The organism is Bounagaea algeriensis (assembly GCF_054491375.1).
The window spans coordinates 1,766,580-1,791,777 of record NZ_CM137102.1 but is presented as its reverse complement, the minus strand read 5'-3'; the positions used below and the strand labels follow the sequence as shown (position 1 = coordinate 1,791,777).

The 25,198-nt window shown below is 72.1% G+C and carries 20 protein-coding genes; 10 read left to right on the top strand and 10 right to left on the bottom strand.

Annotation, left to right across the window (positions count from 1 at the left end):
• The first annotated feature begins 73 nt into the window (after positions 1-73).
• Both ACVGV2_RS08055 and ACVGV2_RS08050 read left to right on the top strand, forming a co-directional pair.
• Positions 74-1,036: a pyridoxal-phosphate dependent enzyme gene (locus ACVGV2_RS08055; protein ID WP_459165420.1), complete on the top strand. Its 963-nt coding sequence runs from the start codon at positions 74-76 to the stop codon at positions 1,034-1,036.
• A gap of 91 nt (positions 1,037-1,127) precedes the next feature.
• The gene (locus ACVGV2_RS08050) at positions 1,128-1,925 is read left to right on the top strand and encodes an IclR family transcriptional regulator domain-containing protein (protein ID WP_459165419.1); all 798 of its coding nucleotides are present in this window, start codon (positions 1,128-1,130) and stop codon (positions 1,923-1,925) included.
• A gap of 40 nt (positions 1,926-1,965) precedes the next feature.
• On the opposite strand, the gene ACVGV2_RS08045 is transcribed toward ACVGV2_RS08050, so the two are convergent.
• On the bottom strand, positions 1,966-2,775 hold the full coding sequence (locus ACVGV2_RS08045) for a glycine/sarcosine N-methyltransferase (protein WP_459165418.1): 810 nt from the start codon (positions 2,773-2,775) through the stop codon (positions 1,966-1,968).
• On the opposite strand from ACVGV2_RS08045, the gene ACVGV2_RS08040 reads away from it, so the two are divergent.
• Positions 2,774-3,037: a hypothetical protein gene (locus tag ACVGV2_RS08040; protein ID WP_459165417.1), complete on the top strand. Its 264-nt coding sequence runs from the start codon at positions 2,774-2,776 to the stop codon at positions 3,035-3,037. The two genes, ACVGV2_RS08045 and ACVGV2_RS08040, sit on opposite strands and share 2 nt — an antisense overlap.
• A 388-nt stretch (positions 3,038-3,425) precedes the next feature.
• Positions 3,426-4,937, top strand: coding sequence for an acetyl-CoA hydrolase/transferase family protein (locus ACVGV2_RS08035; RefSeq protein WP_459165416.1), 1,512 nt, complete (start codon positions 3,426-3,428; stop codon positions 4,935-4,937).
• Positions 4,938-4,947: 10 nt separating this feature from the next.
• Here ACVGV2_RS08035 and ACVGV2_RS08030 read toward each other — a convergent pair whose 3' ends face one another.
• The 6 genes from ACVGV2_RS08030 to ACVGV2_RS08005 all read right to left on the bottom strand — a co-directional run bounded on the left by ACVGV2_RS08030 (position 4,948) and on the right by ACVGV2_RS08005 (position 14,325).
• Complete coding sequence (locus ACVGV2_RS08030; protein ID WP_459165415.1) at positions 4,948-5,862, bottom strand: PfkB family carbohydrate kinase; 915 nt, start codon at positions 5,860-5,862, stop codon at positions 4,948-4,950.
• Between the two features lie 61 nt (positions 5,863-5,923).
• Positions 5,924-9,808, bottom strand: coding sequence for a HAMP domain-containing protein (locus ACVGV2_RS08025; protein ID WP_459165923.1), 3,885 nt, complete (start codon positions 9,806-9,808; stop codon positions 5,924-5,926).
• An 84-nt stretch (positions 9,809-9,892) separates the two neighbouring features.
• Positions 9,893-10,549 carry a response regulator gene (locus tag ACVGV2_RS08020; RefSeq protein WP_459165414.1) on the bottom strand — a complete coding sequence of 219 codons (657 nt, stop codon included), beginning with the start codon at positions 10,547-10,549 and terminating at the stop codon, positions 9,893-9,895.
• A 176-nt stretch (positions 10,550-10,725) separates the two neighbouring features.
• Entirely contained in the window at positions 10,726-10,980 is a 255-nt protein-coding gene (locus ACVGV2_RS08015) for a hypothetical protein (protein ID WP_459165413.1), read from the bottom strand.
• A 210-nt stretch (positions 10,981-11,190) separates the two neighbouring features.
• A complete protein-coding gene (locus ACVGV2_RS08010) occupies positions 11,191-12,780 on the bottom strand; it encodes a PrsW family intramembrane metalloprotease (protein ID WP_459165412.1) in 1,590 nt (529 codons plus the stop codon).
• 240 nt (positions 12,781-13,020) lie between these two features.
• Positions 13,021-14,325: an aspartate aminotransferase family protein gene (locus tag ACVGV2_RS08005; RefSeq protein WP_459165411.1), complete on the bottom strand. Its 1,305-nt coding sequence runs from the start codon at positions 14,323-14,325 to the stop codon at positions 13,021-13,023.
• Between the two features lie 263 nt (positions 14,326-14,588).
• On the opposite strand from ACVGV2_RS08005, the gene ACVGV2_RS08000 reads away from it, so the two are divergent.
• From ACVGV2_RS08000 to ACVGV2_RS07990, 3 genes are all read left to right on the top strand, one after another.
• Positions 14,589-15,305: a sulfite exporter TauE/SafE family protein gene (locus ACVGV2_RS08000; protein WP_459165410.1), complete on the top strand. Its 717-nt coding sequence runs from the start codon at positions 14,589-14,591 to the stop codon at positions 15,303-15,305.
• A gap of 217 nt (positions 15,306-15,522) precedes the next feature.
• Positions 15,523-15,771, top strand: a complete 249-nt coding sequence (locus ACVGV2_RS07995; RefSeq protein ID WP_459165409.1) for a zinc finger protein — start codon at positions 15,523-15,525, stop codon at positions 15,769-15,771.
• Entirely contained in the window at positions 15,768-15,983 is a 216-nt protein-coding gene (locus ACVGV2_RS07990) for a hypothetical protein (RefSeq protein ID WP_459165408.1), read from the top strand. The genes ACVGV2_RS07995 and ACVGV2_RS07990 overlap by 4 nt, the downstream gene beginning before the upstream one ends.
• Positions 15,984-16,076: 93 nt before the next feature.
• On the opposite strand, the gene egtD is transcribed toward ACVGV2_RS07990, so the two are convergent.
• Genes egtD through ACVGV2_RS07975 form a run of 3 tightly spaced genes read right to left on the bottom strand, consistent with a single transcriptional unit; the run spans position 16,077 to position 20,512 of the window.
• Complete coding sequence (gene egtD / locus ACVGV2_RS07985) at positions 16,077-17,885, bottom strand: L-histidine N(alpha)-methyltransferase (protein WP_459165407.1); 1,809 nt, start codon at positions 17,883-17,885, stop codon at positions 16,077-16,079.
• Between the two features lie 15 nt (positions 17,886-17,900).
• Positions 17,901-19,238, bottom strand: coding sequence for an ergothioneine biosynthesis protein EgtB (egtB, locus tag ACVGV2_RS07980; RefSeq protein ID WP_459165406.1), 1,338 nt, complete (start codon positions 19,236-19,238; stop codon positions 17,901-17,903).
• 5 nt (positions 19,239-19,243) lie between these two features.
• A complete protein-coding gene (locus tag ACVGV2_RS07975) occupies positions 19,244-20,512 on the bottom strand; it encodes a glutamate-cysteine ligase family protein (RefSeq protein WP_459165405.1) in 1,269 nt (422 codons plus the stop codon).
• A gap of 182 nt (positions 20,513-20,694) precedes the next feature.
• Here ACVGV2_RS07975 and ACVGV2_RS07970 point away from each other — a divergent pair, with 182 nt between their 5' ends.
• The 3 genes from ACVGV2_RS07970 (at position 20,695) to ACVGV2_RS07960 (ending at position 25,159) form a co-directional block, all read left to right on the top strand.
• The gene (locus tag ACVGV2_RS07970; protein ID WP_459165404.1) at positions 20,695-21,285 is read left to right on the top strand and encodes a TetR/AcrR family transcriptional regulator; all 591 of its coding nucleotides are present in this window, start codon (positions 20,695-20,697) and stop codon (positions 21,283-21,285) included.
• A 148-nt stretch (positions 21,286-21,433) separates the two neighbouring features.
• Positions 21,434-23,530, top strand: coding sequence for an FUSC family protein (locus ACVGV2_RS07965; protein WP_459165403.1), 2,097 nt, complete (start codon positions 21,434-21,436; stop codon positions 23,528-23,530).
• A 69-nt stretch (positions 23,531-23,599) separates the two neighbouring features.
• Positions 23,600-25,159 carry an alpha/beta hydrolase gene (locus ACVGV2_RS07960; RefSeq protein ID WP_459165402.1) on the top strand — a complete coding sequence of 520 codons (1,560 nt, stop codon included), beginning with the start codon at positions 23,600-23,602 and terminating at the stop codon, positions 25,157-25,159.
• Positions 25,160-25,198 lie beyond the last annotated feature (39 nt).

Below are 25,198 nucleotides of genomic sequence, written 5' to 3'. Positions count from 1 at the left end.
GCTCGTCGCCCGTACCGCCACCCGCAGCGGTGGCAGTACCATCAACCGCGGTCGCACCGACGAAAGGAACCCGATGACCGCGGAACTCGCCCCCTCCGACGTGTGCGACGCCGCGCGCCTGCTCTCCCCCGTGGCGCACCGCACACCGGTGGTCACCTCCCGCACGCTCGACGCCCGCGCCGGCGCCGAGGTGCTGCTCAAGTGCGAGAACCTGCAGCGCGCGGGGGCGTTCAAGTTCCGCGGCGCCTACAACGCGATCGCCCGGCTGTCCCCGGAGGAACGCGCCCGCGGTGTCGTGGCCTACTCCTCCGGCAACCACTCGCAGGCCGTCGCGCTGGCCGCGCAGCTGCTCGGCGCCCGCGCGGTCATCGTCATGCCCACCGACGCGCCCGCGGTGAAACGCGCGGCCACCGAGCTCTACGGGGCCGAAGTCGTCGCCTACGACCAGCGCACCGAGGACCGCGACGAGCTGGGGCGCCGCCTGGCGGCCGAACGGGGGCTCACGCTCGTGCCGCCGTTCGACCACCCGCACATCATGGCCGGGCAGGGCACGACCGCGCTCGAGCTGTGGGAGCAGTCCGGCGAGGACCTGGGGGCGGTGCTCGCGCCGGTGGGCGGCGGCGGTCTGCTCGCCGGTTGCGCCACGTTCCTCCGCCACGCGCGACCGGGCATCCGCCTGATCGGGGTGGAGCCGGACACCGCCGACGACACCCGCAGGTCGTTCGCCGCCGGGGAGCGGGTGGCGATCCCGCGGCCGGAGACCCTCGCGGACGGCCTCGCCGCGCCCACCCCCGGTGCCCGCACCTTCGCCGTCAACCGCGCCCTCGTGGACGAGGTCGTCGTGGTCGGCGAGGACGAGATCCGCTCGGCGGTGCGGTTCGCGTTCGAACGCCTCAAGCTCGCCGTCGAACCCAGCGGGGCCGTCCCGCTGGCTGCCGTGCTCAGTGGACGGTTGGAGCTGCCGCACCGCGTCGGCGTGGTCGTCTCCGGGGGCAACATCGGCACCGAGCAGATCGCCCGGCTCTTCGCCGCGTGAGCCCCGGCCGCGGTCGGGGGCGAACGCGGGCCGCGGTGTTCCGACCGCCCGCGCGCACGGCGCTCCGAGTAGTCTGGGCCGAGGAGGCACGATGGCACAGCAGCGGGGGGAGCACTTCGTGCGCTCGGTGGACCGGGCGCTGTCGGTGCTCCGCGCCTTCACCCCGGAGCGGCAGGAGATGACGCTGACCGAGGTCTCCCGGGCCAGCGGGCTGGACCGGGCGGGTGCCCGGCGCATCCTGCTGACCCTGGCCGACCTCGGCTACGTGCGCCACGACGGGCGGCACTTCGCGCTGACCTCGCAGGTGCTCGAGTTCGGCCACGCCTACCTGTCGAGCCGTTCGCTGCCGCAGATCGCCGAGCCCCACCTGCGCCGCCTGACCGAGCAGGTGCGGGAGATGTCCGCGCTGGCCGTGCTGGAGGGCGAGGAGATCTGCTACGTCGCCCAGGTGCCCGGCCCGAAACTGCTGTCGGTGACGATCCCGGTGGGCACCCGGTTCCCCGCGCACGCCACGTCGATGGGCAAGGTGCTGCTCTCGGCGATCCCGCCGGAACGCCTGGCGGCGCGGCTGCAGGGCAAGGAGTTCAGCCGGTTCGCCTCCCGCACGGTGACCACGTGGGAGGAGCTGTTCGCCGAGCTCGCCCGGACCCGCAAGCAGGGCCACGTCATCGCCGACAGCGAACTCGAGGACGGGCTGCGCGGGGTCGCCGTGCCGGTGCGCGATGCGGACGGGAGCGTCTGCGCGGCGGCGAACGTCTCCCTCGACGCGAACAGCGCCTCGGTGGAGGACGTGCGCCGCGACGTCGTCCCGCTGCTGGCCGCCACGGCGGCGCGCATCGAGGCGGACCTGCGGATGCGGCCGCGGCGCCCGGCGGACCACGCGCAGTGATCCCGCCGGGCACCGCTCCCCTGTGGCGGGCCCGCCGGCCTCAGTGGCCCGCGAGTTCCTCGCGGTAGGCCTTCTCCGCCACGTGGATGAAGAAGTCCGGTTCCGAATCCGCGTAGGACTCCTGGAAATCGCCGTAGGTGTCGATCCGCTGGAAACCGACGTCGCGCAGCAGGCCGCGCGTGTAGTCCTTGCGCAGCGGGTACATGTTCAGGTGGTACTCGCTGCCGTCGGGGAACCCGTAGCGGTAGCGCGCCAGCCCCTCGTCGACGTGCTCGGGCACGGCCGAGACCTGCTCACCGCAGTAGTAGTAGGTGTGCTCGCTCGTGCCGTCGCCGTCGAGGACGGCGTCGTAGTTGCGCTGGTCGAGGATGAGCACTCCGTCGTGGGCCAGCACGGAGTAGAACTCGGCGAGCGCCTTGCGGCGATCGTGCTCGTCGAACAGGTGCGTGAACGAGTTGCCGAGGCAGAGCACCGCGTCGAACGGGCCGTCCACCTCGCGGCTGAGCCAGCGCCAGTCGGCGTTGACCGTCCGCAGCACCTGACCGCCGTGCTCCATGCCGTTGCGGAACGCCTTGGCCAGCATCTGGGGACTGCCGTCCGCGCTGACCGCGTCGAATCCCGCGTCGAGCAGGCGCACCGAGTGGAACCCGGTGCCGGTGGCCGCGTCCAGCACCCTCCGCGCTCCGCGGGAGCGGAGCTGCTCGATGAAGAACCGGCCTTCGCCGTGCGCCCGACCGCTCCAATCGATCAGGTCGTCCCACTTGTCGACCAGACCGCCGACGTATTCCCGGGCGTAGTGCCCGGTCTCGCGGACCTCCAGCGGATTCGCGCCGAAATCCTGGGAATCCATGGCCAGCGACTCCGCGGTTCCGGTCGTCGTTTCGCCGTTGCGCTGGTTCAGGACGTTTTTCGTCATGCTCCGTTTCCTATTTCTGCTCGGGCACCGCGAGGCGGAATGCGCGCATCCCGTGTGGGTCGTTCTTTCTCCACCGCTTTCCGGTGCCGAGCTCGACATTAGGCGGTTCCACCTCGGATTCAAGACCGCGCTGCCGGGCTTCCGGGCGGAATTCGGGGCCGCGTTCCGGAGCGGGTTCGGCGCGCTGCCCGCCTGACCTGGTGCGTCGCCGCGCCGCGCGGTGGCCGCGCTGCCGGCGGAGAAATCCGCGCCGCGTTCGTGCCGCGACCGCTGCTGTCGCTGCGCGAACGGGCCGAATGCGGGAGCGGCCGCCGGCAGGAGCTCTTCCCGGATCGGACCGCCCTCCCCTCGACCGCGTCGTTTCCGCAGGTCATGGACTCGAACACCGACAGGTGCGCGGACCTCCGCGCCCGCTCCGGCACCGGCGACGGGGCGCGAGGTGCTGCGCGTCACAGTTCAACCGCGCACAGCGCGCTCCTACGGTGCTGCGCACACCGCGATCCAGGTCACACGCGGTGAGATGCGGCGGAAGACGACGAGGACCGCACGCGCCCGAGCGCGGTGCGGGCACGCGGGAGGTTTCGATGGAGAAACGGATCCGGAACAGGGCGTTCGCGGCAGCGGTCGTGGAGGCCGACGAGGCCGCGCAGTTGATCGAACCGGGCGCGACGGTCGGCATGAGCGGCTTCACCGGCTCCGGCTACCCGAAGGAAGTTCCGCAGGCGCTGGCCAAACGCATCTGCTCCGAGCACGAGCGCGGCAACCCCATGCGGATCTCGTTGTGGACCGGCGCCTCGACCGCACCGGAGCTCGACGGCGTGCTAGCCGAAGTGGACGGCATCGACCTGCGCATGCCCTACCAGTCCGACCCGACGACGCGGGAGCGGATCAACTCCGGGCACATCGACTACACAGACGTGCACCTGTCCCAAGTGGCCGATCATGCGCGGCGCGGCTGGTTCGGACACCTCGACGTCGCGATCATCGAGGTGTCCGGCATCACCGATGACGGTCGGCTCGTCCCCTCCTCCTCGGTCGGCAACAACGCCACGTGGCTCGCCCGGGCCGACAAGGTGATCGTGGAGGTCAACAGCTGGCAGAGCGAGCACCTGCACGGCATGCACGACATCCACGAACTGTCCGCACCGTCCGCCCGGGGCAGGCCGATCCCGATCACCGCTGCGGGTGACCGCATCGGTGCGACCACTCTGGCGTGCCCGCCGGAGAAGATCGCCGCAGTGGTGCGCACCCATTCGCCGGACCGCAACAGCGCCTTCTCCCCGCCCGATGCGACCTCCGAACGCCTCGCCGGCCACGTGCTCGACTTCCTCGACGGCGAGGTGCGCTCCGGACGGCTGCCCCGCAGCCTGCTGCCCCTGCAGTCGGGCGTCGGGAACGTCGCCAACGCGGTGCTGTCCGGCATGGATTCGGGACCGTTCAGCGGGCTGACCGCCTACACCGAGGTGATCCAGGACAGCATGCTCGGCTTGCTGGAGTCGGGAACGTTGCACACCGCCTCGGCCACCGCGTTCTCGCTGAGCCCCGCGGCGGTGGACCGGTTCAACCGGGACGCCGCCGCCTACCGCGACCGAATCGTCCTGCGGCCGCAGGAGATCAGCAACCACCCCGAGGTGATCCGCCGGCTGGGATGCCTGGCGATGAACGGCATCGTCGAAGCCGACATCTACGGCAACGTCAACTCGACGCACATGATGGGCAGTCGGGTGCAGAACGGCATCGGCGGTTCCGGGGATTTCGCGCGCAACGCGGCCATCTCCGTGTTCGTCACCCCGTCCGTTGCGAAAGACGGGGCGATTTCCACGATCGTGCCGATGGTTTCGCACGTCGACCATCCCGAGCACGACGTCGACGTGCTCGTCACGGAACAGGGCGCGGCGGACCTGCGCGGGCTGTCCCCGCGGGCGCGGGCCGCGAAGCTCATCGAGACCTGCGCCCATCCCGACTTCCGCCCGCAATTGCGGGACTACTTCCACCGCGGCCTGCGCGATTCGCACGGTCTGCACACTCCGCACCTGCTCGACGAAGCGCTGTCCTGGCACCAGCGGTTCGTCCGCACGGGAAGCATGCGGGCTTGAGCCGTGCCGCTCACATACCGCGCACCACGTCAACCCAGGCCCTGGTGCCGGCACGGGTGACGCGCGCCGCGGCGACGCGGTTGGCGCGGTCGAGCAGATCCGGCACCTCGGCACCGGAGGGCACGCGGCCGAGCCCGCCCACGCCGTGGGCGAGGGCGCCGTGCCAGACGTCCCCGGCGGCGAGGGTGTCCTGCGGCTGCACCGAGGGCGGTTCCACGGTCCCGCTGCCCACCGCTCCCGAGTCGGTGCGGTGCACCCAGCTGACCGGCCCGGCTCCGGCCGTGCGGGCGAGCACGCCCACGCCCCGGTCCAGCAGCGCCGCGTCGGTGTCGCCCTGCTCCGGCAGGTCCGGCAAGCGGAAGCCCTCCGAGCAGGCGCAGACGTCGATGTGCGGCAGGAGTTCGTCGAAGACCGGCTTGTAACTGCCCGCATCGGCCACCACGGGCACGCCGTGCCGCGCGGCGGCGTGCACGGCCGCGCGGGCGAGCTGCGGGTGGTGCCCGTCGATGAGCACCGCGTCGACCTCGGACACGGCGCGTTCGGTCTCGGCCGGCGCGATCAGGTCCATCCCGGCGGCGTTGTGCGAGACGATCGTGCGCTCTCCGTCGCCGTCCCGCACGGTCACCGCGCTCACGGCCGGGGCTGCGTCGTGGTCGGCAGCCGCGTCGAGCAGGGCGACCCCCTGTTCGACGAGGTCCTCGCGCGCGAGGGAGGCGAGCGGGTGCCTTCCGAGTCCGCTGAGCAGGGTGGCCCGTCCGCCGAGCGCGGTCACCGCAACCGCGGCGTGGCTGGCGGGTCCGCCCGCCGCGGTTTCCACCGAGGTGGACTGGGCCTTCTGCCCGAGCTGCGGGTATTCCTCGACCCGCTGAACCAGGTCGACGGTGCACAATCCGACCAGCAGCACTGCGATCCGTCCTCCGGGCATGCCCCCAGTCTGCCTGCCGCGGCGGGCGGCCGTGGCGGCGGCGTTCACCCGTCGGCGGGGTTCACTTACCGGCGGGGTCTTCCGGCGGCAGCGCCGGCTCCGGCGGTGCGGACTGCGTTGCCGCGCCCAACCGGGCGGCGAGCAGTTCCACCAGCTGTTCGGCATCGACCGGTTTCGGCACGAACTCGTCCGCGCCGGCCTGCAGGCTGGTGCGCCGGTCCTCCTCTCGGGCCTGGGCGGTCACGGCGACGAGGACGACGTCCCGGTACCGGGGGATCTCCCGGATGAGCCGGATGGCCGTGTTGCCGTCCATCTCCGGCAGCATCACGTCCATGAGCACCGCGTGCACGTCGTCTTCGCGCTGCAGCGCGCCGAGCCCGGCGGCGGCGGACTCCGCGCACACCACGCGCAGGCCGTGCCGGCGCAGCAGCGCGGCCGCCGCTTCGGCACCGCGCGGGTCGTCGTCGACGACGAGCACGGTTTCGCCGTGGAACTGCGCGGAGCTCGTCCGCGCCGCCGCATGTGGTTCGGCGTGCGCCTCGGGCGGGTCGATGCCTTCGACCACCGCGTCCCAGCTCGCCGCGGAGTCGTCGTCCACGGCAGCGGAATCCGCGCTGTGCTGCGTGAGCACACCGGTCGGAGCCGGCGCCCCGGCCGGCTCCTGCGACTCCGCCTCGGGAGCGGTGGGCAGGTAGAGGGTGAAGGTGCTGCCCTCGCCGTGCCGGCTGTGCACCCGCAGTTGCCCGTCGAGCAGCTCGGTCAGTTCCTGGCTGATGGACAGCCCCAGCCCGGTTCCGCCGTGTCGGCGGGCAGTCGTGCCGTCGACCTGCTGAAACGCTCCGAAGATCCGCTGCAGCTGCTCGGCCGGGATGCCGACACCGCTGTCGCGCACCGAGAACGCAACCGGATCCGCCGAGGCGGACAGCCCGGTGCCCGCGATCTCCGCTGGTTCGGCGCGGCGCAGGCGCAGTTCAACGCTTCCCTGCTCGGTGAACTTGATGGCGTTGGACAGCAGGTTGCGCAGGATCTGCTCGAGCCTGCTGTGGTCGGTGCGGACCGTGCCGGGCAGGTCCGCGTCGACGAGCAGGTCGAAGTGCAGCCCCTGCTCCTCGGCCAACGGCCGGTACAGCGATTCCAGGTGGGTGGCCAGATCAGCCAGGGCCACGTCCTCGATGAGCAGCCGCATCCGGCCCGCCTCCACTTTGGACAAATCGAGGACGTCGTTGATGAGCGCGAGCAGTTCCGAACCGGCCTGGTGGATCGTCGATGCGAGGTCCACCTGTTCGGCGGTCAGCGTGTCCTCGTTGTTGTCCGCGAGGAGCTTCGCCAGCAGCAGCACGCTGTTGAGCGGGGTGCGCAGCTCGTGCGACATGTTGGCGAGGAATTCGGACTTGTACGCCGATGCCTCGGACAGCTGGCGGGCGCGCTCCTCGAGCTCCTGGCGGGCGTGTTCGATCTCCCGGTTCTTCAGCTCGATGTCGGCGTTGCGGCTGGCCAGCAGTGCGGCCTTCTCCTCCAGTTCCGCGTTCGACCGGCGCAGTTCCGACTGCTGCCGCTGCAACTGCTCGGACTGCTGGCTCAACTCCGCCGCGAGGTGCTGCGACTCGGACAGCAGCGATTCGGTGCGCGAGTTCACGACGATGGTGTTGATGTCGACGCCGATCGTCTCCTTCAACTGCTCGAGCAGGTCCAGTTGCAGCGGGTCGAACTCGTGGAACGCGGCCAGTTCCACCACGCCCAGCACCTGCTGCTCGAACGGAACCGGCACGACGACCAGGTGGGTGGCCTCCGCAGCACCGAGCCCGGAACTCACCCGGGGGTACCCGCCCGGCGCCCCGCTGACCACGATGGTGCGGTCGTCCGCCGCGGCCTGCCCCACCAGCGACTCGCCGGCGCGGAACCGCTGGGCGGGCCGGTCCTCGGTGGTGCCGTAGGAGGCGATCTCGCGCCACAGCGAGACCCCGTCGTCCTCGTCGGTCTCACCGAGGTAGAACACGCCGCAGGGGGCGTCCAGCAGCCGGGCGAGTTCGCCGAGCAGCAGCCGGGCCAGCGTCCGCACGTCCTGCTGGCCCTTCATCAACGCGGACAGGCGGGCGAAATTGCTCTTGAGCCAGTCCTGCTCCCGGTTGACCCGCGTGGACTCGCGCAGGTTGTCGATCATCGCGTTGAGGTTGTCCTTGAGCCCGGCCACCTCGCCGGAGGCGTGCACCGTGATCCGCTGCGTGAGGTCCCCGTTGGTGACGGCGGTGGCGACCCCGGCGATCGCCCGCACCTGGGTGGTGAGGTTGCCGGCCAGGCTGTTGACGCTCTCGGTCAGGCGCCGCCACGTGCCGGACACGTCGGCTACCTCGGCCTGGCCACCGAGCTTGCCCTCGGTGCCCACCTCCCGCGCCACACGGGTGACCTCGGCGGCGAACGCGGACAGCTGGCCGACCATCGTGTTGATCGTCGTCTTCAGCTCGAGGATCTCGCCGCTCGCGTCCACGTCGATGCGCCGGGACAGGTCCCCGCGGGCGACGGCGGTGGTGACCTGCGAAATGTTGCGCACCTGGTTGGTCAGGTTGCGCGCCATCATGTTGACGTTGTCGGTGAGGTCCTTCCACGTGCCGGCGACGTTCGGCACCCGCGCCTGCCCACCCAGCACGCCCTCCGTGCCCACTTCGCGGGCCACCTGCGTGACCTGCTCGGCGAACACGCTGAGCGTGCCGACCATGTCGTTGATCGTCTCGACGAGGTTGCCGACCTCGCCGCGGGCGGTGACGGTGCTCTTCTTCGACAGGTCGCCCCCGGCCACGGCCGTGGCCACTCCGCCGATGCTGCGCAGTTGGGCGGTGAGGTTGTCGGCCATGGTGTTGACGTCGTCGGCGAGATCGCGCCACGCCCCGAGCAGGCCGTGCACCCGGACCTGGCCGCCGAGCTTGCCCTGAACGCCCAGCTCGCGGGCCAACCGGCCCATCTCGTCGGTGAACGCCGCCAACTGGTCGATCATCCCGTTGGCGGTGTTCTGCAGCACGAGCACCTCACCGCGGGCGTCGACCGGCACTCGTCCGCCGAGATCGCCTGCTGCGACGCGCCCGGTCACGTCCGAGAGCCCGCGCACGTGCTGGGCGAGACCGCGCGACATGCCGTTGACCGCCTCGGTGAGATCGCGCCACGCACCGGGTTCCGCGCCGATCTCGACCTGCCCGCCCAGCTGGCCGTCCACGGAGATCTCCCGCGCGACGCGGACGATCTCGCCGTGCACCGCGGCCATCCTGTCCACAGTGGTGTTCACCTGGTGCCGCATTTCGGTGAACTCGCCGTCGGCCGCGGTGGTCATCCGCCGTCCGAGATCGCCGGTGCCGGCCGCGCGCACGACTTCGGTCGCCTCCCGGATGTGCAGCGTCACGGTCGCGACGAGCTCGTCGACCGACTCGGCCATGTCCCGCCAGCTGCCGGCCAGCCCGGAAACCTGCAGGCGTCCGCCGAGGCGCCCGTGGTGGCTCGTTTCCGCGGACACGCGCGTCATCTCCCGCGACAGCAGCGACAGCTGGTCGAGCAGCGCGTTCACCTCGGCGCCGAGCTGCCCGAACTCGCCGGGCAAACCGACGTCCCCGGCGCGGCGGGGCATGCGCTGGGTGAAGTCGCCGCGGGTCATGGCCGTCAGCACCCGGTGCAGCTCGTTCAGCGGTGCGAGCGTCGAGCGCAGCAGGTCGTTGATCGACTGCGCCGCGGCCGACCAGCCGCTGTCCGCCGGTGCGGTGAACTCGACGGGGACGACGGGCCACTGCCCGTCCACGGCGGCTTCGCTCACCCGGTGCAGTTCGCTGACCAGGTGCTGGTTGCGCGCGGCGAGGGCGTTGAACGCGGTGGCCAGCTCGGCCGGCAGTCCGTCGCCGGAGACCGCGAGGCGCCGGCGGAAGTTCCCGTCGCGCAGATCTGCCAACCCGCCCAGCACTCGGCTCATCGCCGCTTCGGCGGAACGCAGGCGCGTTTGCGCGGAGTACGCTGCGGATTCGGAGCCGGCCTGCTGCTGATCGCTCATGTCCTCTCACCGTTTGTCGCGGGGATCCCGTTCCAGGCGCAGTTCGGTGGCCAGCACGGCGGCTTCGCTGCGGTGCCGCATCGCCAGTTTGGACAGCATCTGCGAGACGTAGTTCTTGATCGTCTTCTCGGCGAGCTGCATCTCGCGCGCGATCTCGCGGTTGGTGCGCCCGGCCCCGATGTGTTCGAGCACCTCGCGCTCGCGCAGCGTCAGCTCGCGCAGCGGGTCGGCCTGCTGCTCCTCGCGGCGCAGCATGGCCATCATCGCCTCGGTGCGCCGCGGGTCGACGAGCGTGCGGCCCGCACCGACGCTGCGGATCGCGTCGATGAGTTCGGTGCCGACGACCTCCTTGAGCACGAAGCCCGCCGCGCCCGCCAGCACGGCGTCCATCAGCGCCTCCTGGTCGTCGTACGAAGTCAGCATCAGGCACCGCAGCGAGGGCATCCGCGAGCGCAGTTCCCGGCACAGCTCGACGCCGTTGCCGTCGCGCAGGCGCACGTCGAGCACGGCAACCTCGGGAACGAGCTGCTGCGCCCGGGTGAGCGCCTCCGCCGCGGAGGCCGCCTCGCCCACCAGGTCGAGGTCGGCGGTGCCACCGATCATGGCGGCGATGCCGCGGCGGATCACCTCGTGGTCGTCGACGACGAATACGCGTGTTCCCATCCCCACCTCACGCCGAGGATTCCCGTCGGATCGGTCGCCTCGCGCCGCCGGCAGGACGCGCCGTCCCGACCGAGGCGACTCCCCGTTCCGTTGTAGCGCACCGCGCGCATTGTGGGCACGTTTGCGCTGATCAACCGGGGTGTGCAACTCGAACGAGTGAAGCACTGGCGTCCGGGTCAGTAACGGCGCATGAACCGGTCGAAGGTCGTGTTCGCCGCGCCCCAGTCCGCCGTGATCAGCTCGGTCGCCTCCCCTCCGGCGGGCTCGGCGTCGACGGTGACCACGAACCCCGGTTCGGACACCCGGCGGCGCAACTGCACCAGCCGTCCGCCCGCCGAACGGCCGAGCCGCTGTCCGCGGTCGCGCGCTGCGCTCTGGCCCGGCTCGAGATCAGTCACCACGTTCTCGGCCATGGTTCCGTTGTAGTCCATGTGCAGCCTGCGGCCCAGGGGCCTGGAGCGGTTCGGGGCTCTGCTCCCGCATCGCACCTGAACGGATGAACCGGATATGCGGGAAGTGGCAGCGGAGCTCGACCAGCGCGCGGCCGCTGTCGAGCAGCGGCGGAAGGCCCGGACGTGCGCGCTGCACGGCACGCCGGCGCGCAGGGCTCGTTCCGAGCCCCCGCGGTCCCGAGGCCGACCTCACCGCCGCGGGGGTCCCTGCTGCGGGGGTCCCTGTTGTGGCGGGCCCTGCGGAGGCCCCTGGGGCGGGGGCTCCTGCGGCGGGGGAGCTTGGGGCCGCGAGCCCTGCGGCGGTGGGCCCTGCGGCGGCCTCTGGGGCGGTCGGCCTCCCGGCGCCTGCGGGGGCGGCCCGTTGCCTCCCGCCCCGGAAGGCTGCCCCGGGGCCGGCCGTCGAGGTCCGGGCTGCCCCTGGGGAGCACGCCCGGGAACCTGCTGCGGGCGGGGGTACTGCCCTGCAGGGGCGGCCGGCTGCTGAGCAGCTGCCGGTCGAGCGGATGCCGGTCGGGCGGCTGCCGGCTGCCCCACCGGCGGACTCGCCGGCGCCTGCCGGTAGGTCGGCATCTCGCTGCGCTGCAACTGCGCCGGCAGCGCGACGAAGCCGGACTGCTCCCCGCGCGGAGTCCAGGAGGGCGCGGACGCGCTCGGCACCCGGCGGAAGAACGCATCGCGGGCGACGCGCATCAGGCCGAGGATCGCGTCGCGCCGGGCGTAGAACGACTGCGCGTCGACCGTGCGGCGGCGCGCGTGGTCGTGCAGCAGCGCCAGCTCCGTGGCGGCCAGCTGGTAGTCGGCCATCGCCCGCGCACCGTTGACCCCTGCCTGGGTCCGCGCCCAGCGACGCGCCCTGCGCCGCTCCGACATGTTGCAGAGCATGCGCACGTCGTTGGGCTGCACGAGCCCGCTGGGGACGTACGGCGGCAGGTAGGTGCCGATCTTGCCGATGGTGCGCTTGCGGTCGACGACCACCACGACGACCAGCCCCACCAGCACCACGGCCAGGAGCAGGTACGCCAGCACCATCCCGACGATGCCGAGCAGCGTCACCCCGCCGTTCCACAACGCGTGCAGGAACACGGCGCCTACCCATCCGCCGATCACCGCGAACGCGCCGCCGGCCCCGCGGTTCTTGGCCGCATAGGCCACGCCGAGCCCGATCATCGCCGTGTACATCGGGTGCCCCAGCGGGGAGATCACCCCGCGCATGAGCACGGTCACCAGCACGTCCTGCCCGGACTCGGCGAGGCCGCGCATGTAGTACAGGATGTTCTCGACCAGGGCAAAACCGAGACCGCACATCCCCGCGTAGACGATGCCGTCGGTCGGCCCGTCGATCTCCTGGCGCCGCACCCACAGCAGGTACAGCAGCAAAGCGCCCTTGAAGCTCTCCTCGACGACGGGCGCGACCAGCGCGCTGCTGAACAACTCGGCCCACGCGCCGAACGCCGGCTGCGCGAGGATCCCGACCGTCGTGTTCACCACGAGTGCGCCGAGCACAGCCACACCCGCGCCCCAGGCGAAGGACAGCCACAGGTTCAGCTGCGGTTCCGGTTCCAATCGGTCGATGAGCAGCAGCAGACCGCAGCAGACGACCGCTGTCGGAACGGCCAGCAACGTGCCCACCCCGACGTTCACCGGACCGCCCTGCAGCAGGTAGTACGTCAGAGCCAGCAGCATGCACGCGCCGGAGATGATCAGGCCGACGATCAGCGCCACCGGGGCGCGGTGCGGGTTGCGACCGTCGAGGATCGACTGCGGACTGAACGCGGGCATGCCGGGGAGGGTAGGAGACGCCTCCCGCAGCGCGGTCCCGAATGGCGAACTCGGCACGTGAGATCCACATCATGCGCCTTCGAGCAGCACCGGGAAGCCGCCGAGGTTCACCCCGCGCACCCGCCGTCCCGGCTTCCGCGTCCTCGGCGAATCCCCGTACCGCGGCCCCGTTCTCGGTGAACACGGCCGCATCGTCACCGCACGTGGGGGGCGGACCGGTTCAGCGGTCGATGCGTTCCGTCATGCCTGCCCCTCCCGCTCCACCTGCGCGATCGACTCGTCCAGCACCTGCAGCGCCTGCTGCACCTCGTCCTCGGTCACCGTCATCGGAGGAGCGACGCGCAGCGTGTTCCCGTAGAGCCCGCCCTTGCCGACGAGCAGGCCGCGGTCCTTGGCCAGTTCCAGCACGCGACCGGCCGCGGCGGGCGCGGGCCGCCCGGACGGCTGGACGAGTTCCACCCCGGCCATGAGGCCCTTGCCGCGCACCTCGCCGATGATCGGGTGCGCCGCGGCCGTCTCCCGCAGCCCGCCGAGCAGCTGGGTGCCCAGCTTCTCGGCGCGGGACTGCAGGTCGTGCTCCACGACGTAGTCCACTGTGGCCTTCGCCGCGGCCGTGGCCACGGGGTTGCCGCCGAAGGTGGAGATCGAGTTGGCGCTGAGCCCGTCCATCAACTCCGCTTCGGCGACCACGCCGCCGATGGCCATGCCGTTGCCGAGCCCCTTGGCGAAGGTCATGGCCGCGGGCGTGACGCCGTGCGCCTGGATCCCCCAGAAATGCGTTCCGGTGCGGCCCCAGCCGGTCTGCACCTCGTCGGAGATGAGCGGAATGCCGTGCTCGGCGAGGACTTCGGCGTACGCGCCGAACAACCCGTCGGGCGGGGTCGCGAACCCGCCGACGCCCTGCACCGGTTCGACGATCATGCACGCCACGTCCCCGGCGGTCTCGGTCGCCAGCACCTCGCGCAGGTCCTCGGTGCACGCGGCGATGTAGTCCTCGTCCGAGCAATCGCGGAACACGCTGCGGTAGCGGTACCCGCCGTGGACGTAGTGCACCTTGACCGGCGACAGCGAACTCGCCGACCAGCCGCTGTTGCCGGTCACGCCCATCGTGGCGAACGCGCGGCCGTGGTAGGAGTTGCGCAGCGCCAGCACCTGGTTGCTGCGCCGGTGCTGGGTCGCCAGCAGCAGCGCCGTCTCGTTCGCCTCGGTGCCGGAGTTGGTGAAGAACACCTTCGGATCGCGCAGTCCGGACAGTTCGGCGATCCGCTCGGCCAGTTCCACCTGGTTGCGGATGAGGTACAGCGTCGACGTGTGCAGTACCCCGGTGTCCACCTGCCGCCGGATCGCCGCGCTGATCTCCGGGATGTCGTAGCCGACGGCGTTGGTGAGGATGCCTGCGAAGAAGTCGAGGTAGGTGTTGCCGTCACCGTCGGTGACGTGCCGCCCCCGCCCCGAGGCGATCTCGATCGGCTCGTCGTAGTACAGCGACAGCCAGCTCGGCAGCACGGCGCGATGCCGCGCCAGCAGTTCTGATTGGTCGCTCATGTCGTTCCCTCCGCACGGACACCGTTGGACACTGCGCCGCCCAGTCTCGCCCACGCGGCGCCGCAGGACCATGGCTGGCTGCCGTCCGCGTGTCCATCCGGCTCGGCCGCGGTGGCCAGCTTCGCGGCGGGAGTTCAGCGGCGGGAGTGGCGCGGCGCACGAACGCGCTCACCGCACCGGGACGAGCAGTACGGTCGCACCGGCCCCGGTCGCGGGGCTCGGCACGGTCGAGGCCGGCCGCAGTGCGTCGAAAGGAGCGGACGGTGACCCTTGCCTCCTTCGGCCTGGCCGCTGCCGTGATCCTCCTCGGGGCCGTGATCCAAGGAGTCGTCGGCCTGGGGATGAATCTGCTGGCGGCGCCGCTGCTGACACTGATCGATCCGGCGCTGGTACCGGTCCCCCTGCTCATCCTCGCCTTCGTGCTGGCGTTGCTGGCGCTGCGCCGCGAGTCGGGGCACGCCGACTGGCGCGGCATGCTGTTCGCCGTGAGCGGCCGCGTACCTGGCGCGGCGGTGGGCACGGCGGCGGTGGCCCTGCTGTCGCAACGGGTCTTCGCCGTGCTCGTCGGCTCGTTCGTGCTGGCGTGCGTGCTCGTCTCGGTGTGGGCGTGGCAGCCGCGGCCCACCAGGCCAGCGCTGCTCGTCGCCGGCTTCCTCGGCGGGGTCGGCGGCACGGCCGCCTCGATCGGCGGTCCACCGGTGGCGGTGCTGTACCAGCACGAGAAGGGCCCGCGGGTGCGGGCGACGCTGGCCTGCTACATGTTCTTCGGGGGTGCGGTCTCCCTGGCCGTGCTGGGCATCGGCGGACAGATCGGTATCGCCGAGCTGACGACGAGCCTCGGCTTGCTGCCGTTCATGGCGCTGGGATTCCTGCTGTCCACACCGCTGCGCAGACGTGTCGACGCCGGGTGGACCCGTCCCGCGGTACTGGGGTTGTCCGCGGTCAGCTCGGTGTTCCTCATCGTCCGCTCCCTGCTCTGACGGCGCTGTTCCGACGCCCCTTGCCGCTGAGGGCCGTGGCTCCGACAGCCCTGCTTTGACGAGCCCGCTCGACGGCCCGCACCGGCGGCGGAGGCGCACCGCCGGAACTTTGGCACCGGAGCTCGGGCAACACTTGCTCCTTCGATCGAGTTACGTTCGCGGGGATCCCGTCATCGGCGCGGTCCTGAGCGGTCACCCCCGCAGGAGGTGATCACCGATGGGACAGCGAACCCCTCGCTGGCGGCCGGCCGAACGGTACCGGCACGCCGTGCTCGGGCCGACCAGTCCGGCCACCACCAGCGTCGCTACGCTGTGCGCGCGCACGGTGCTTCCCGCGCGGGACGGCCGTTCCTGGATGTGGCCGACCTGCCCGGAGTGCATGCACGCCGCGAACCCCGGGCACACCGCGAACTCCGGGCACACCGCGAACCCGTCGCCGATGAACGCGATCAGGGGGCTATCATGACCGAAACGATCGCCGTGCGCTACGCCGCAGGTGTTGTGGGAGAGGCGCAACGCCTGGTGCACATGGCCGACGCGCCGGCCGACGACGAGCCGCCGCAGCACTGGCTCACCCTGTGCGGCGAGCAGATCCCCGCCGACCTGGCGGAGGTGTCGCAACAACCGCTGGGCATGCCCTGCATCGGCTGCCTCTCCCGGATCGGACCCGCGCATTGACGCGCTGAACCAGGCCAGCACGCTCGAGCGGCGCACCACGGCACGCAGCCGAAGCAGCGCGCCCTCCCGAAGCGGCCGGAACCGATGACCGACCTACGCCAGCCGGGCGAGCGTCACGGCGAAATCGCCCGCGGCGTCGCACCACTGCCGAACGGTGCGGAATCCGGATTCGGCGAGCTCCGCGCGCACCGCCTCGGTGCGGAACTTCGCCGAGATCTCGGTGTGCAGCTCCTCGCCCGCGGCGAAGTGCACGGGCAGATCCAGCGCGGACACCCGGGCATGGGTGGACTCGCGGGCCCGCAGCTGCATCTCCATCCGCTCCTGCCCGGCGTTGAACCGGGCCACGTGGTCGAAGTTCGCCACCGGCAGGTCCCCGCCGAGCTCGCGGTTGAGCACGTGCAGCACGTTGCGGTTGAACTCCGCGGTGACCCCCTGCGCGTCGTCGTAGGCGGCGATGAGCCGTTCCGGGGATTTGACCAGGTCCGTGCCGATGAGCAGCCATTCCCCCGGCCGCAGCGCCACGCGGACGGAGGCGTGGAACGCGGCGCGCTCCTCCGGCAGCAGGTTGCCGATCGTGCCGCCGAGCAGCGCCACCACTCTCCCCGATTCCTCGGGCAACTCGATCGGACCGGCGGTGAAGTCGTCGACGACCCCGCGGATGCGCAGCTGCGGGTACTCGGCGGCCAGCGCGGTCGCCGCCTCCCGCAAGGCGGATTCGGACACGTCCACCGGTGCGAACGTGCGCAGCGTGCCCTGCTTTTCCAGCGCGTCCAGCAGCAACCGGGTCTTGGCCGAGGACCCCGAGCCCAGCTCCACCAGGGTGCCCGCTTCGGTGAGTTCGGCGAGCTCGGCGGCGCAGGACTGCAGGATCTCGTGCTCGGCCCGGGTGGGGTAGTACTCGGGCAGCTCCGTGATGCGTTCGAACAGCTCGCTTCCCCGCTGGTCGTACAGCCACATCGGGGACAGCCACTTGGGTGCGGCGCGCAGCCCCCGGTCTGCTTCCGCGCGCAGCCGCCGCGCCGCCTCCTCCGGGGTGAACCGCACGGCGATCTCGGGTTCGTTCATGCTGTGCTCGCCTTCCGTCTGGGATCCGGGCGGGCCTGCGGTGACGGTGGCAGCCGCGCGGGCCGCCGGCATTCCGGGTCGTGGTGCTGCCGCGGACAGGGGCCGGACCTCCGCGCGGTACCGGTCGGCGAGGACGAGGCTGCCGTCCGGCACCTCCGACCACGCGGTGGTCGCGCCGTCGAGCTCGAACGGTTCGGAGGAGAGCAGCATCGCGCACCCGCCGCGGCCGGTCCAGAGGCTGTGCGACCAGGTGGTGGCGATGATCCGCTCCCCGTCGGTCAGCAGCAGGTTCAACCGCGAACCCGGGGCCCGGGCGGCGACGTCCCGGACGGTGTCGGCCACGACCGGCACCGGGTCGCGCCCCTCGGCCAGCCGGGCGCGCAGCAGGGCCCAGAGGAACGCCGAGTCGGTCGGCGCGTCCGTGGTCAGCAGCCGCGTGGCGTCGAGGCCGCCGGCCAGGTCGGCCACGGCGTCGGGCCAGCCGGTGATGCAGCCGTTGTGGCTGAACAGCCACGTGTCGTCGGCGAACGGTGCGCAGGCGGTGTGCGTGGTGGACATGCCCGGTGTCGCCGAGCGCACCGCGGCGAGGAACGCGCCCGCGTGCAGCGCGCCCGCCCGGTCCAGGAAGTCCGCGTCCGCCCACATCGGACGCACGGAGCGGTAGCGCACCGGCCGCCCGTGCTGCCACCACCCCACGCCGAACCCGTCGGCGTTGATCGTGCCGCCGCCGCGCATGTCCCGCGGCGCCCAGGTTTGCTCGAGCAGTCCGTGCTCCGGTTCGCTGATCACGTCGCCCAGCGCCACCGGTTCGCCCACGTAGGCCAGATGTCGGCACATGCGTTCGTCCCCCCGTCAGTCCGCGCGGGCGTCGCGGGCGCACCGGAAGCCGGCGAAGATCTGGCGGCGGATCGGGAAGTCCCAGTTGCGGAAGGTGCCCCGGCAGGCGGCCGCATCCGTGCCGAACGATCCGCCGCGCAGCACCTTCTGCTCGCTGCCGAAGAACACCTCCGAGTACTCCCGGTACGGGAAGGCCACGAATCCCGGGTAGGGGCGGAAGTCCGACGCCGTCCACTCCCACACGTCGCCGATGAGCTGATGCGCTCCGCACGGGGCCGCGCCGGCGGGATAGGCGCCGACCGGCGCCGGGGACAGGTGGCGCTGGCCGAGGTTGGCGTGCCGCGGTCCGGGGTCCTCGTCACCCCACGGGTACCGCATCACCCGACCCGCGCGGGGATCGCAGCGCGCCGCCTTCTCCCACTCGGCCTCGGTGGGCAACCGCTTCCCCACCCACGCCGCGTACGCCTCGGCCTCGTGCTGGGACACGTGCACCACGGGTTCGTCCGGCCGCACCGGTTCGACGCGTCCGAACCGCCGGCGCACCCACCGGTCGCCGTCGCGCTGCCAGAACAGCGGGGCGGCCAGGTCCGCACGCTGCCGGTAGGCCCAGCCCGCTTCGCTCCACCACCGGGGTTGGTCGTAGCCGCCGTCGGAGATGAACTCCTGGAAGCGGGCGTTGGTCACCGGTGCGGCGTCGAGCCAGAAGTCGCCGACGTGCACCTCGTGCGCGGGGCGCTCGTTGTCCAACGCCCACGGTTCGGTGCTGGTGCCCATGGTGAAGGTTCCGCCGGGCACGAACACCTCCCCCGGCACCTCGACGTCGGCCGGTGCCGGCGGTGCCGGCGCGTCCAGCGCGGGTGGGCCGTTGCGCAGCTGGTGCGTGGCAAGCATCGTCTCGTCGTGCTGCTGCTCGTGCTGCACGATCATGCCGAAGGCGAAGGCCTCCCGGACGAGGTCCCGTTCGGAGAGCGGGTTCCGGTCGAGCACGTCGAGGACCTTGTCCCGCACGGTGCCGATGTAGGAGCGGGCCTCGCCGGGGCCGAGCAGCGGGAGTTCGGGACGCTGGCTGCGCGGGTGCTGGAAAGCGTCGTAGAGGTCGTCGATGTCCGGGCGCACCGGGTCGATGCCGCCGACGTCGCGCACGAGCCAGATCTCCTCCTGGCTGCCGACGTGCGCGAGGTCCCACACCAGTGGCGACATCAGCGGCGAGTGCTGCCGCTCCAGTTCCTCGTCGTCGACCGCATCGGTCAGTTCGGTGCTGCGCTGCCGGGTGCGGGTCATTTCGGTGGCGACGCGTTCCTTGAGCCGTTCGGTCGTCATGCCGTCCACAGTGCTCACCTCGGGTCTCAGCATTGCTCTCAGCATTGCGCTGCCGCGCACCGCCCGGCGACGAACGTCGCCAGCCGGCGGGCGACGGCTTCCACACCTTCCACTTCGGACATCCTGCGCCAGGCCAGGTGCAGCACCGGGCGCACCAGCCGCGCCAGCACCGGGTCGGCGAGGCCGTCGCGTGCGGCCTCGGTCCACCGCCCTTCGGCGGGGGCGGTGATCTCGCGCACGGTGTCGACCGTGTCCTCCTCGCGGAACAGCGCTGCCAGCACGGCCACCGGCAGCATCCAGTCGTGCCCGGGTTGGGCGTCGAGGTAGCGCACCTCGAAGTAGCCGTGCGGCCGAACCGGGGGGAACACGGTGGTCAGGTGGTAGTCGAGGTCCTCGGGAACGGGGGCGCGGTCGATCCCGGCGCGGTCGGGGCCGAGCCACTCCGCGAGGCTGATGCCGGCGGGCACGCGCCAGTCGCCGCTGTCGCGGCGGACGCAGATGAGTTCGGTGTCGAGCATCCGCCGCGCCCAGTCGCGGGCGGGCTGCGGGGTCAGCCGCTCCGGCGGACCGTCCCGGGAGGGGTTCATCCGCAGCAGCGAGCGCATCCGCGCCGAAGCCCACCCGGTGCGGGCGCGGTGCAGGCGCGGTGAGTTGGCGAACGCGGCGATGAGCACCGGACCGAGCGTGTGCAGCGCGGCCCACCGGGCGGCGGAGCGGTGCTGCTCCCCCGCGTCCAGGCACACGTGGATGCCGGCGGTGCCGTGCATCATGAGCCGTCCGTGCCGGCCGACGCGGTCGAACGTGCTCGCCAGCGCCGCGTACCGCGGTGCGCGCAGCACGGCGCGCGGCAGCCGCCAGGCGTCCATGGCCTCGTCGGCCATCGCCAGGTCGCAGCGGGCGAGGCGTTCGCGCAGGTAGGCGGCGTCGGCGGCGACGTGGGCGAGCAGCTGCCCCAGATCGGCCGCGGGTGCGCTGGAGATTTCGACCTGCCCGCCGGGTTCGAGGGTCAGCGTCGAGCCGTGCGGCAACGGCCGGTGCGGGCTGTCGTCGACGAGCAGCGCGGGTGCGTGCGGGCCGAGGGCGGTGGCCAGCGCCGCGGCGTCGAGCGGCCGCCGCGGGTCGCGGCGGTGGTGGACGATCCACTCGAGCTCGACGCCGAGCAGTTTGGGCGGGCCGTGCCGCAAGCTGTTCCGGGCGATGCGCTCCTCCGCTTCGCCCCGGTCGCGGACGACCGCTCCGGCGGGATCGCAGGTGCGCGGCAGCGGTATCACGTGCCGGTCGGCCTGCTGCTCGGTGGATGCGGCCATGCGGTCACCGCCAGACGGGGTGTGCGTTGCGGAGAAGTGGGGCCGACAGCGGGCCCCTGCGGACAGCCTCGCCGTGCCACGGGCGGGACGACAGTGCCATTTACGGTGATACGCGAGCACGAAAAGTAACAGTACGTACGTACGGATTGCACTTGTTAACCGCGTGCTGCAAGGATCACCCCATGCCACGGGTCAGTCAAGATCACCTGGACGCGCGACGTCGCCAGATCCTCGACGGCGCCCGCACGTGCTTCGCGCGATTCGGCTACGAAGGCGCGACCGTGCGGCGGCTGGAAGACGCGACCGGGTTGTCCCGCGGCGCGATCTTTCACCACTTCAAGGACAAGGAGTCACTGTTTCTGGCCCTGGCCGAGGACGACGCGGCACGCATGGCCGACGTCGTCGCCGAGCAGGGCCTGGTGCAGGTCATGCGCGACCTGCTCAGCCGGCCGAACGGGCACGACCGCACCCCGGGAGCCGACTGGCTGGGCACCCGCCTGGAGGTCTCACGCCGGCTGCGCACCGACGAGGAGTTCCGCGAGCGCTGGGCCCAGCGCTCCGAACAGCTCACCGCGGCGACCAAGGCCCGCCTGCGCTGGCAGCGCCAGTCCGGGAACCTCCGCGACGACGTGGACGTCGACGTGCTCACCTCCTACCTGGAACTGGTCCTCGAAGGTCTCGTCTCCCACCTGGCGATGGGTTTTCCCGCCAATGACCTGGGACCCGTTCTCGATCTCGTGGAGGAGAGCGTGCGGCGCCACCGCAACAGCTGAGCGGGCCCCACCCGACGCGCGGGAAGAGGCCCCTCGGCGGGCCAGGTGACCGCGCAACGTCAGGGCAATGCCGGGGCGGTGTCGCGGTAATGTCGGGGCCACGGACAGCCGGGGCCGCAGCGACGGCGACGGAGAGGAGCGCGACCGGATGTGGAGCGAGTGGTGGAACCGCTTCCTCGCATCCGATCCAGCCCTGCGGCGGCTGCGCACCGCCTCCCGGGTCGTCCTCGCCGTCGGCGCCGAGCTGCTGGTGATGCTGCCGCTGCTGACGTGGTGGGGGCAGCCGCCGCCCATGGCCCTGGTGGGCGCGGTGGTGGCCATCAACGCCACGCTCGGCGTGCACGACCCGGACCTGCGCCAGCAGCGGATCACCACCCTGCTCATGCCGCTGCCCGCCGGCGCGTCGCTGACGCTGTCCACCTTCCTGAGCCCGTGGCCGGTGGCCCGCATCATCGCGTTCCTCGTGATCATCTTCCTGGCGACGTACGTGCGGCGGTTCGGATCGCGCTACTTCCCGCTCGGGCTGGTCGCGTTCATGGGCTACTTCTTCACCATGTTCCTGCAGCCCCAGCTCGCCAACGTGCCCGCGCTGCTCGCCGCGGCCGTCTGCGGGGCGTTGACGGCCTACGTCATGCGCTTCCACGTGCTCAGCGACGCACCGGAGGGCGTGCTGGAACGCGGCCGGCGGACGCTGCGCGCGCAGGTGCACGGGCTGCTGCACGCCGTGCGCGACGTGGCCGTGCAGCCGGACGTCTCCCGCAGGCGCAAAACCCTGCACAACCGGCTGGTGCGGCTCAACGAGACCGCGGTGATGCTGGAGAACACCGTCCAGCAGCTGAGGCCGCTGGACCAGGCCGGTGAGGAACTGGTGCGGCAACGCGTCCTCGACGTCGAACTGGCCGCGGAGAACCTGCTCACGCCGCTGCTGCAGCTCGTCGACCACCCCAGCGGCGGCACCGAGACCGCCCGCGCCATCGACTCGCTGCTGGTCGTGCTGCGCACCGAACCGGGCGAGGTCCGCGAGGCCGCGCAGTCGGTCGCCGACGGGATCGAACGCTCCGGATCGGTGCAGGTGGCCATGGGAGTGCGCAGGCTCGGCGCCAACCTCGCCGACCTCGCCGACGCCACCGGGGAGCTCGGCGCACACCGCGCGGGCACGTCCGCGCGGACCGAGGACGCCGACTCCGAGCAGGAGGACGAGCAGGACACCGCCACCGGCCTGCAGCGGCTGGAGACGCGCCTGGCCGTGCAGGTCACCACCGCCGCCGGCGCCGCCATCCTCGCGGGCCAGCTCGTCTCGCCGAACCGCTGGTACTGGGCGGTGATCACGGCTTTCGTCGTGTTCATCAGCACGCGCAGCCGGGGTGATCTGCTCGTGCGCGCGTGGCAGCGCACCGCGGGGACGCTGCTCGGCGTCGTCGCGGGCATCTTCGTGGCCATCCAGATCGGCGGCAACCAGACGGCGCAGGTCGCCGTGCTGCTCAGCTGCCTGTTCCTGGCGTTCTACTTCGCCGGCTACTCCTACGCCGCGATGACGTTCTTCATCACCACGCTGCTCGGCGCCCTCTACGACATGCTCGGCACGTTCAACATCAACGTGCTCGAGGTGCGGTTGGCCGAAACGGCCATCGGCGCGGGCGCGGGCATCCTGTCCGCGCTGTTCATCCTGCCGACCCGCACCCGCGACCAGGTGCGGGACAACATCGAGGAACTGCTGCTGTCGCTGCGGACGTTCCTGCGCGGGACCGGCACGAGCATCGACGAGGAAGGCGGCGTGTCCAGCCTGCGCGGATCCGTCCGCGACATCGACGACCGGCTGCAGCAGGTGGTCACCAGCGCGCGCCCGCTGACCACCTACCGGTTCCGCTCGCGGCGCAGCGACCTGCAGCGCTCGGTGACCGTCCTGAGCGGGTGCGCCTACTACGTGCGCAACCTCGCCGTGTCGCTGCCACCCACCGTCGACATGACCGACGCGGACACGCGCGGGCGGCTGGCCGAGCTGCTGTGGGCACTGGCCGATGCCGCCGAGGCGCTGACCACCGAGGCCCAGCAGGAGTTCGGCTCGGCGCAGGAAGCCGCCCGCAACGCCGCGAACTCGCTGCACGACCTGGCCGAAGCCCTGCCCTCCGGCCCCACGTCGCTGCACCGCAGCCTGCACTGGCTCGACCGGATCGAGCAGGTGCTCGAGGACCTGGACGAGGAGCTGTTCGCCCCGGCCCAGCGCTCCGCGGCGTCGCGCACCTGATCCGCGACGCCGCGGGTGATCGACTACGCTGCGGCGCGAGTCGATCACGCACGCCGGAGGGGCAGCCCGTTGTCACGTTCAGCACTCGCCAGGATCGGTTCCGGAATCGCCGCGGTCGCGGTGGCCGCGAGCCTGACCACCGCACCGGCCCAGGCCGCGCCGGACCGGGACGGGCAGCCCCCGCCGCCGGCGGACTTCGGGGCGTGCCCGCAGGACCTGGCCGAGCAGTACCCGCAGCTGCAGTGCGCGCGGGTGGACGTGCCGGTGGACTACGCCAACCCCGGCGGCGAGCACATCCAACTGCTCGTGTCCCGGCTGCCCGCGCGCGATCCCGCGCAGCGCCGGGGCACGCTCGTGGTCAACCCCGGAGGCCCGGGCGGGCCGGGTGCCGCCTTCGCCGGCCAGCTCGCGGGCGAGGTTCCGGGCGCGGTGCGCGACCACTACGACCTGGTCGGCTTCGACACCCGGCACACCGCGCACAGCGCTCCGATCAGCTGCGTCGATCCGGAGGAGTACTGGACACCGCCGCTGCCCGATCCGGACTCGCCCGCCGACCGCGCGCAGAACTGGCAGCGCGCCGAGGACTACGCCGCGGGCTGCGCGGAGCGGGCGGGCCGGTACCTGCCGCACATGACCACGCCGAACAACGCCCGGGACATGGACCGGGTGCGCGCAGCGCTCGGCGAGCAGCGCATCAGCTACCTCGGGTACTCGTACGGGACGTACCTCGGCGCGGTCTACGGTGAGCTGTTCGGCCAGCGCGTCGACCGCATGATCCTGGACAGCGCGGTGGACCCGACGCGCGAGCAACTCTGGTACGACACGATCCTCGACCAGGACGTCGCCGTGCAGCACCGCCTGCAGCGGTACTTCCGCTGGGCCGCCGAGCACGACGACGCGCTCGGCCTCGGCGGCAGCGCCGCGCAGGTGCGCGAGCACTGGCGGGGCGTGCTGCAACAACTGCGGCAGCGGCCGCACGGCCCGCTCGGCCCCTCGGAGTTCATCGAGACCACGTTCAACGCCCTCTACGGCGAGAGCGACTGGGCGCCGCTGGCCGAGGCGATCGGCCGGTTCCGGCAGGGCGACGACCGGCCGCTGGTCGGCATGGTCGAGCCGAAGGACCGCGCCGCGGAGAACGCCAACGCGATCTACAACGCCGTCGAGTGCGCCGACAGCCCGTGGCCGGCGCGCCGCGCCGAGTGGGAGCGCGACGCGGCCGAGATGGCCGAGGAGCACCCGCTGGCCGCCTGGTACAACAGCTGGACCGTGGCGCCCTGCCGGACGTGGGACGCGCCCGCGCGGGAGCCGGTCGAGATCACCGGCGAGGACCTGCCGCCGGTGCTGGTGGTCAACTCCGAGCACGACGTGGCCACCCCGTACGAGGGGGCGCGGGCCATGCACCACGCGCTGCCCTCCTCGGTGCTGATCACCGAGGAGGACGCCGGCAAGCACGGGGTGTTCGCGCTGGCCGGCAACGCGCAGGTGGACCGCATCGGGACGGACTACCTGGTCGACGGGACGGTTCCGCCGCACGACCGCAGCGTGCCCGGGCACTCCCCACCGGATCCCGGCGGGGACTCCGCCAGCGAGCGGTCGGTGGACCTGCCGCTGGTGGGCCCGCTCGGCTGAGCAGCGCGGGTGCCGGCTCATCCGGTCGGCACCCGCTGT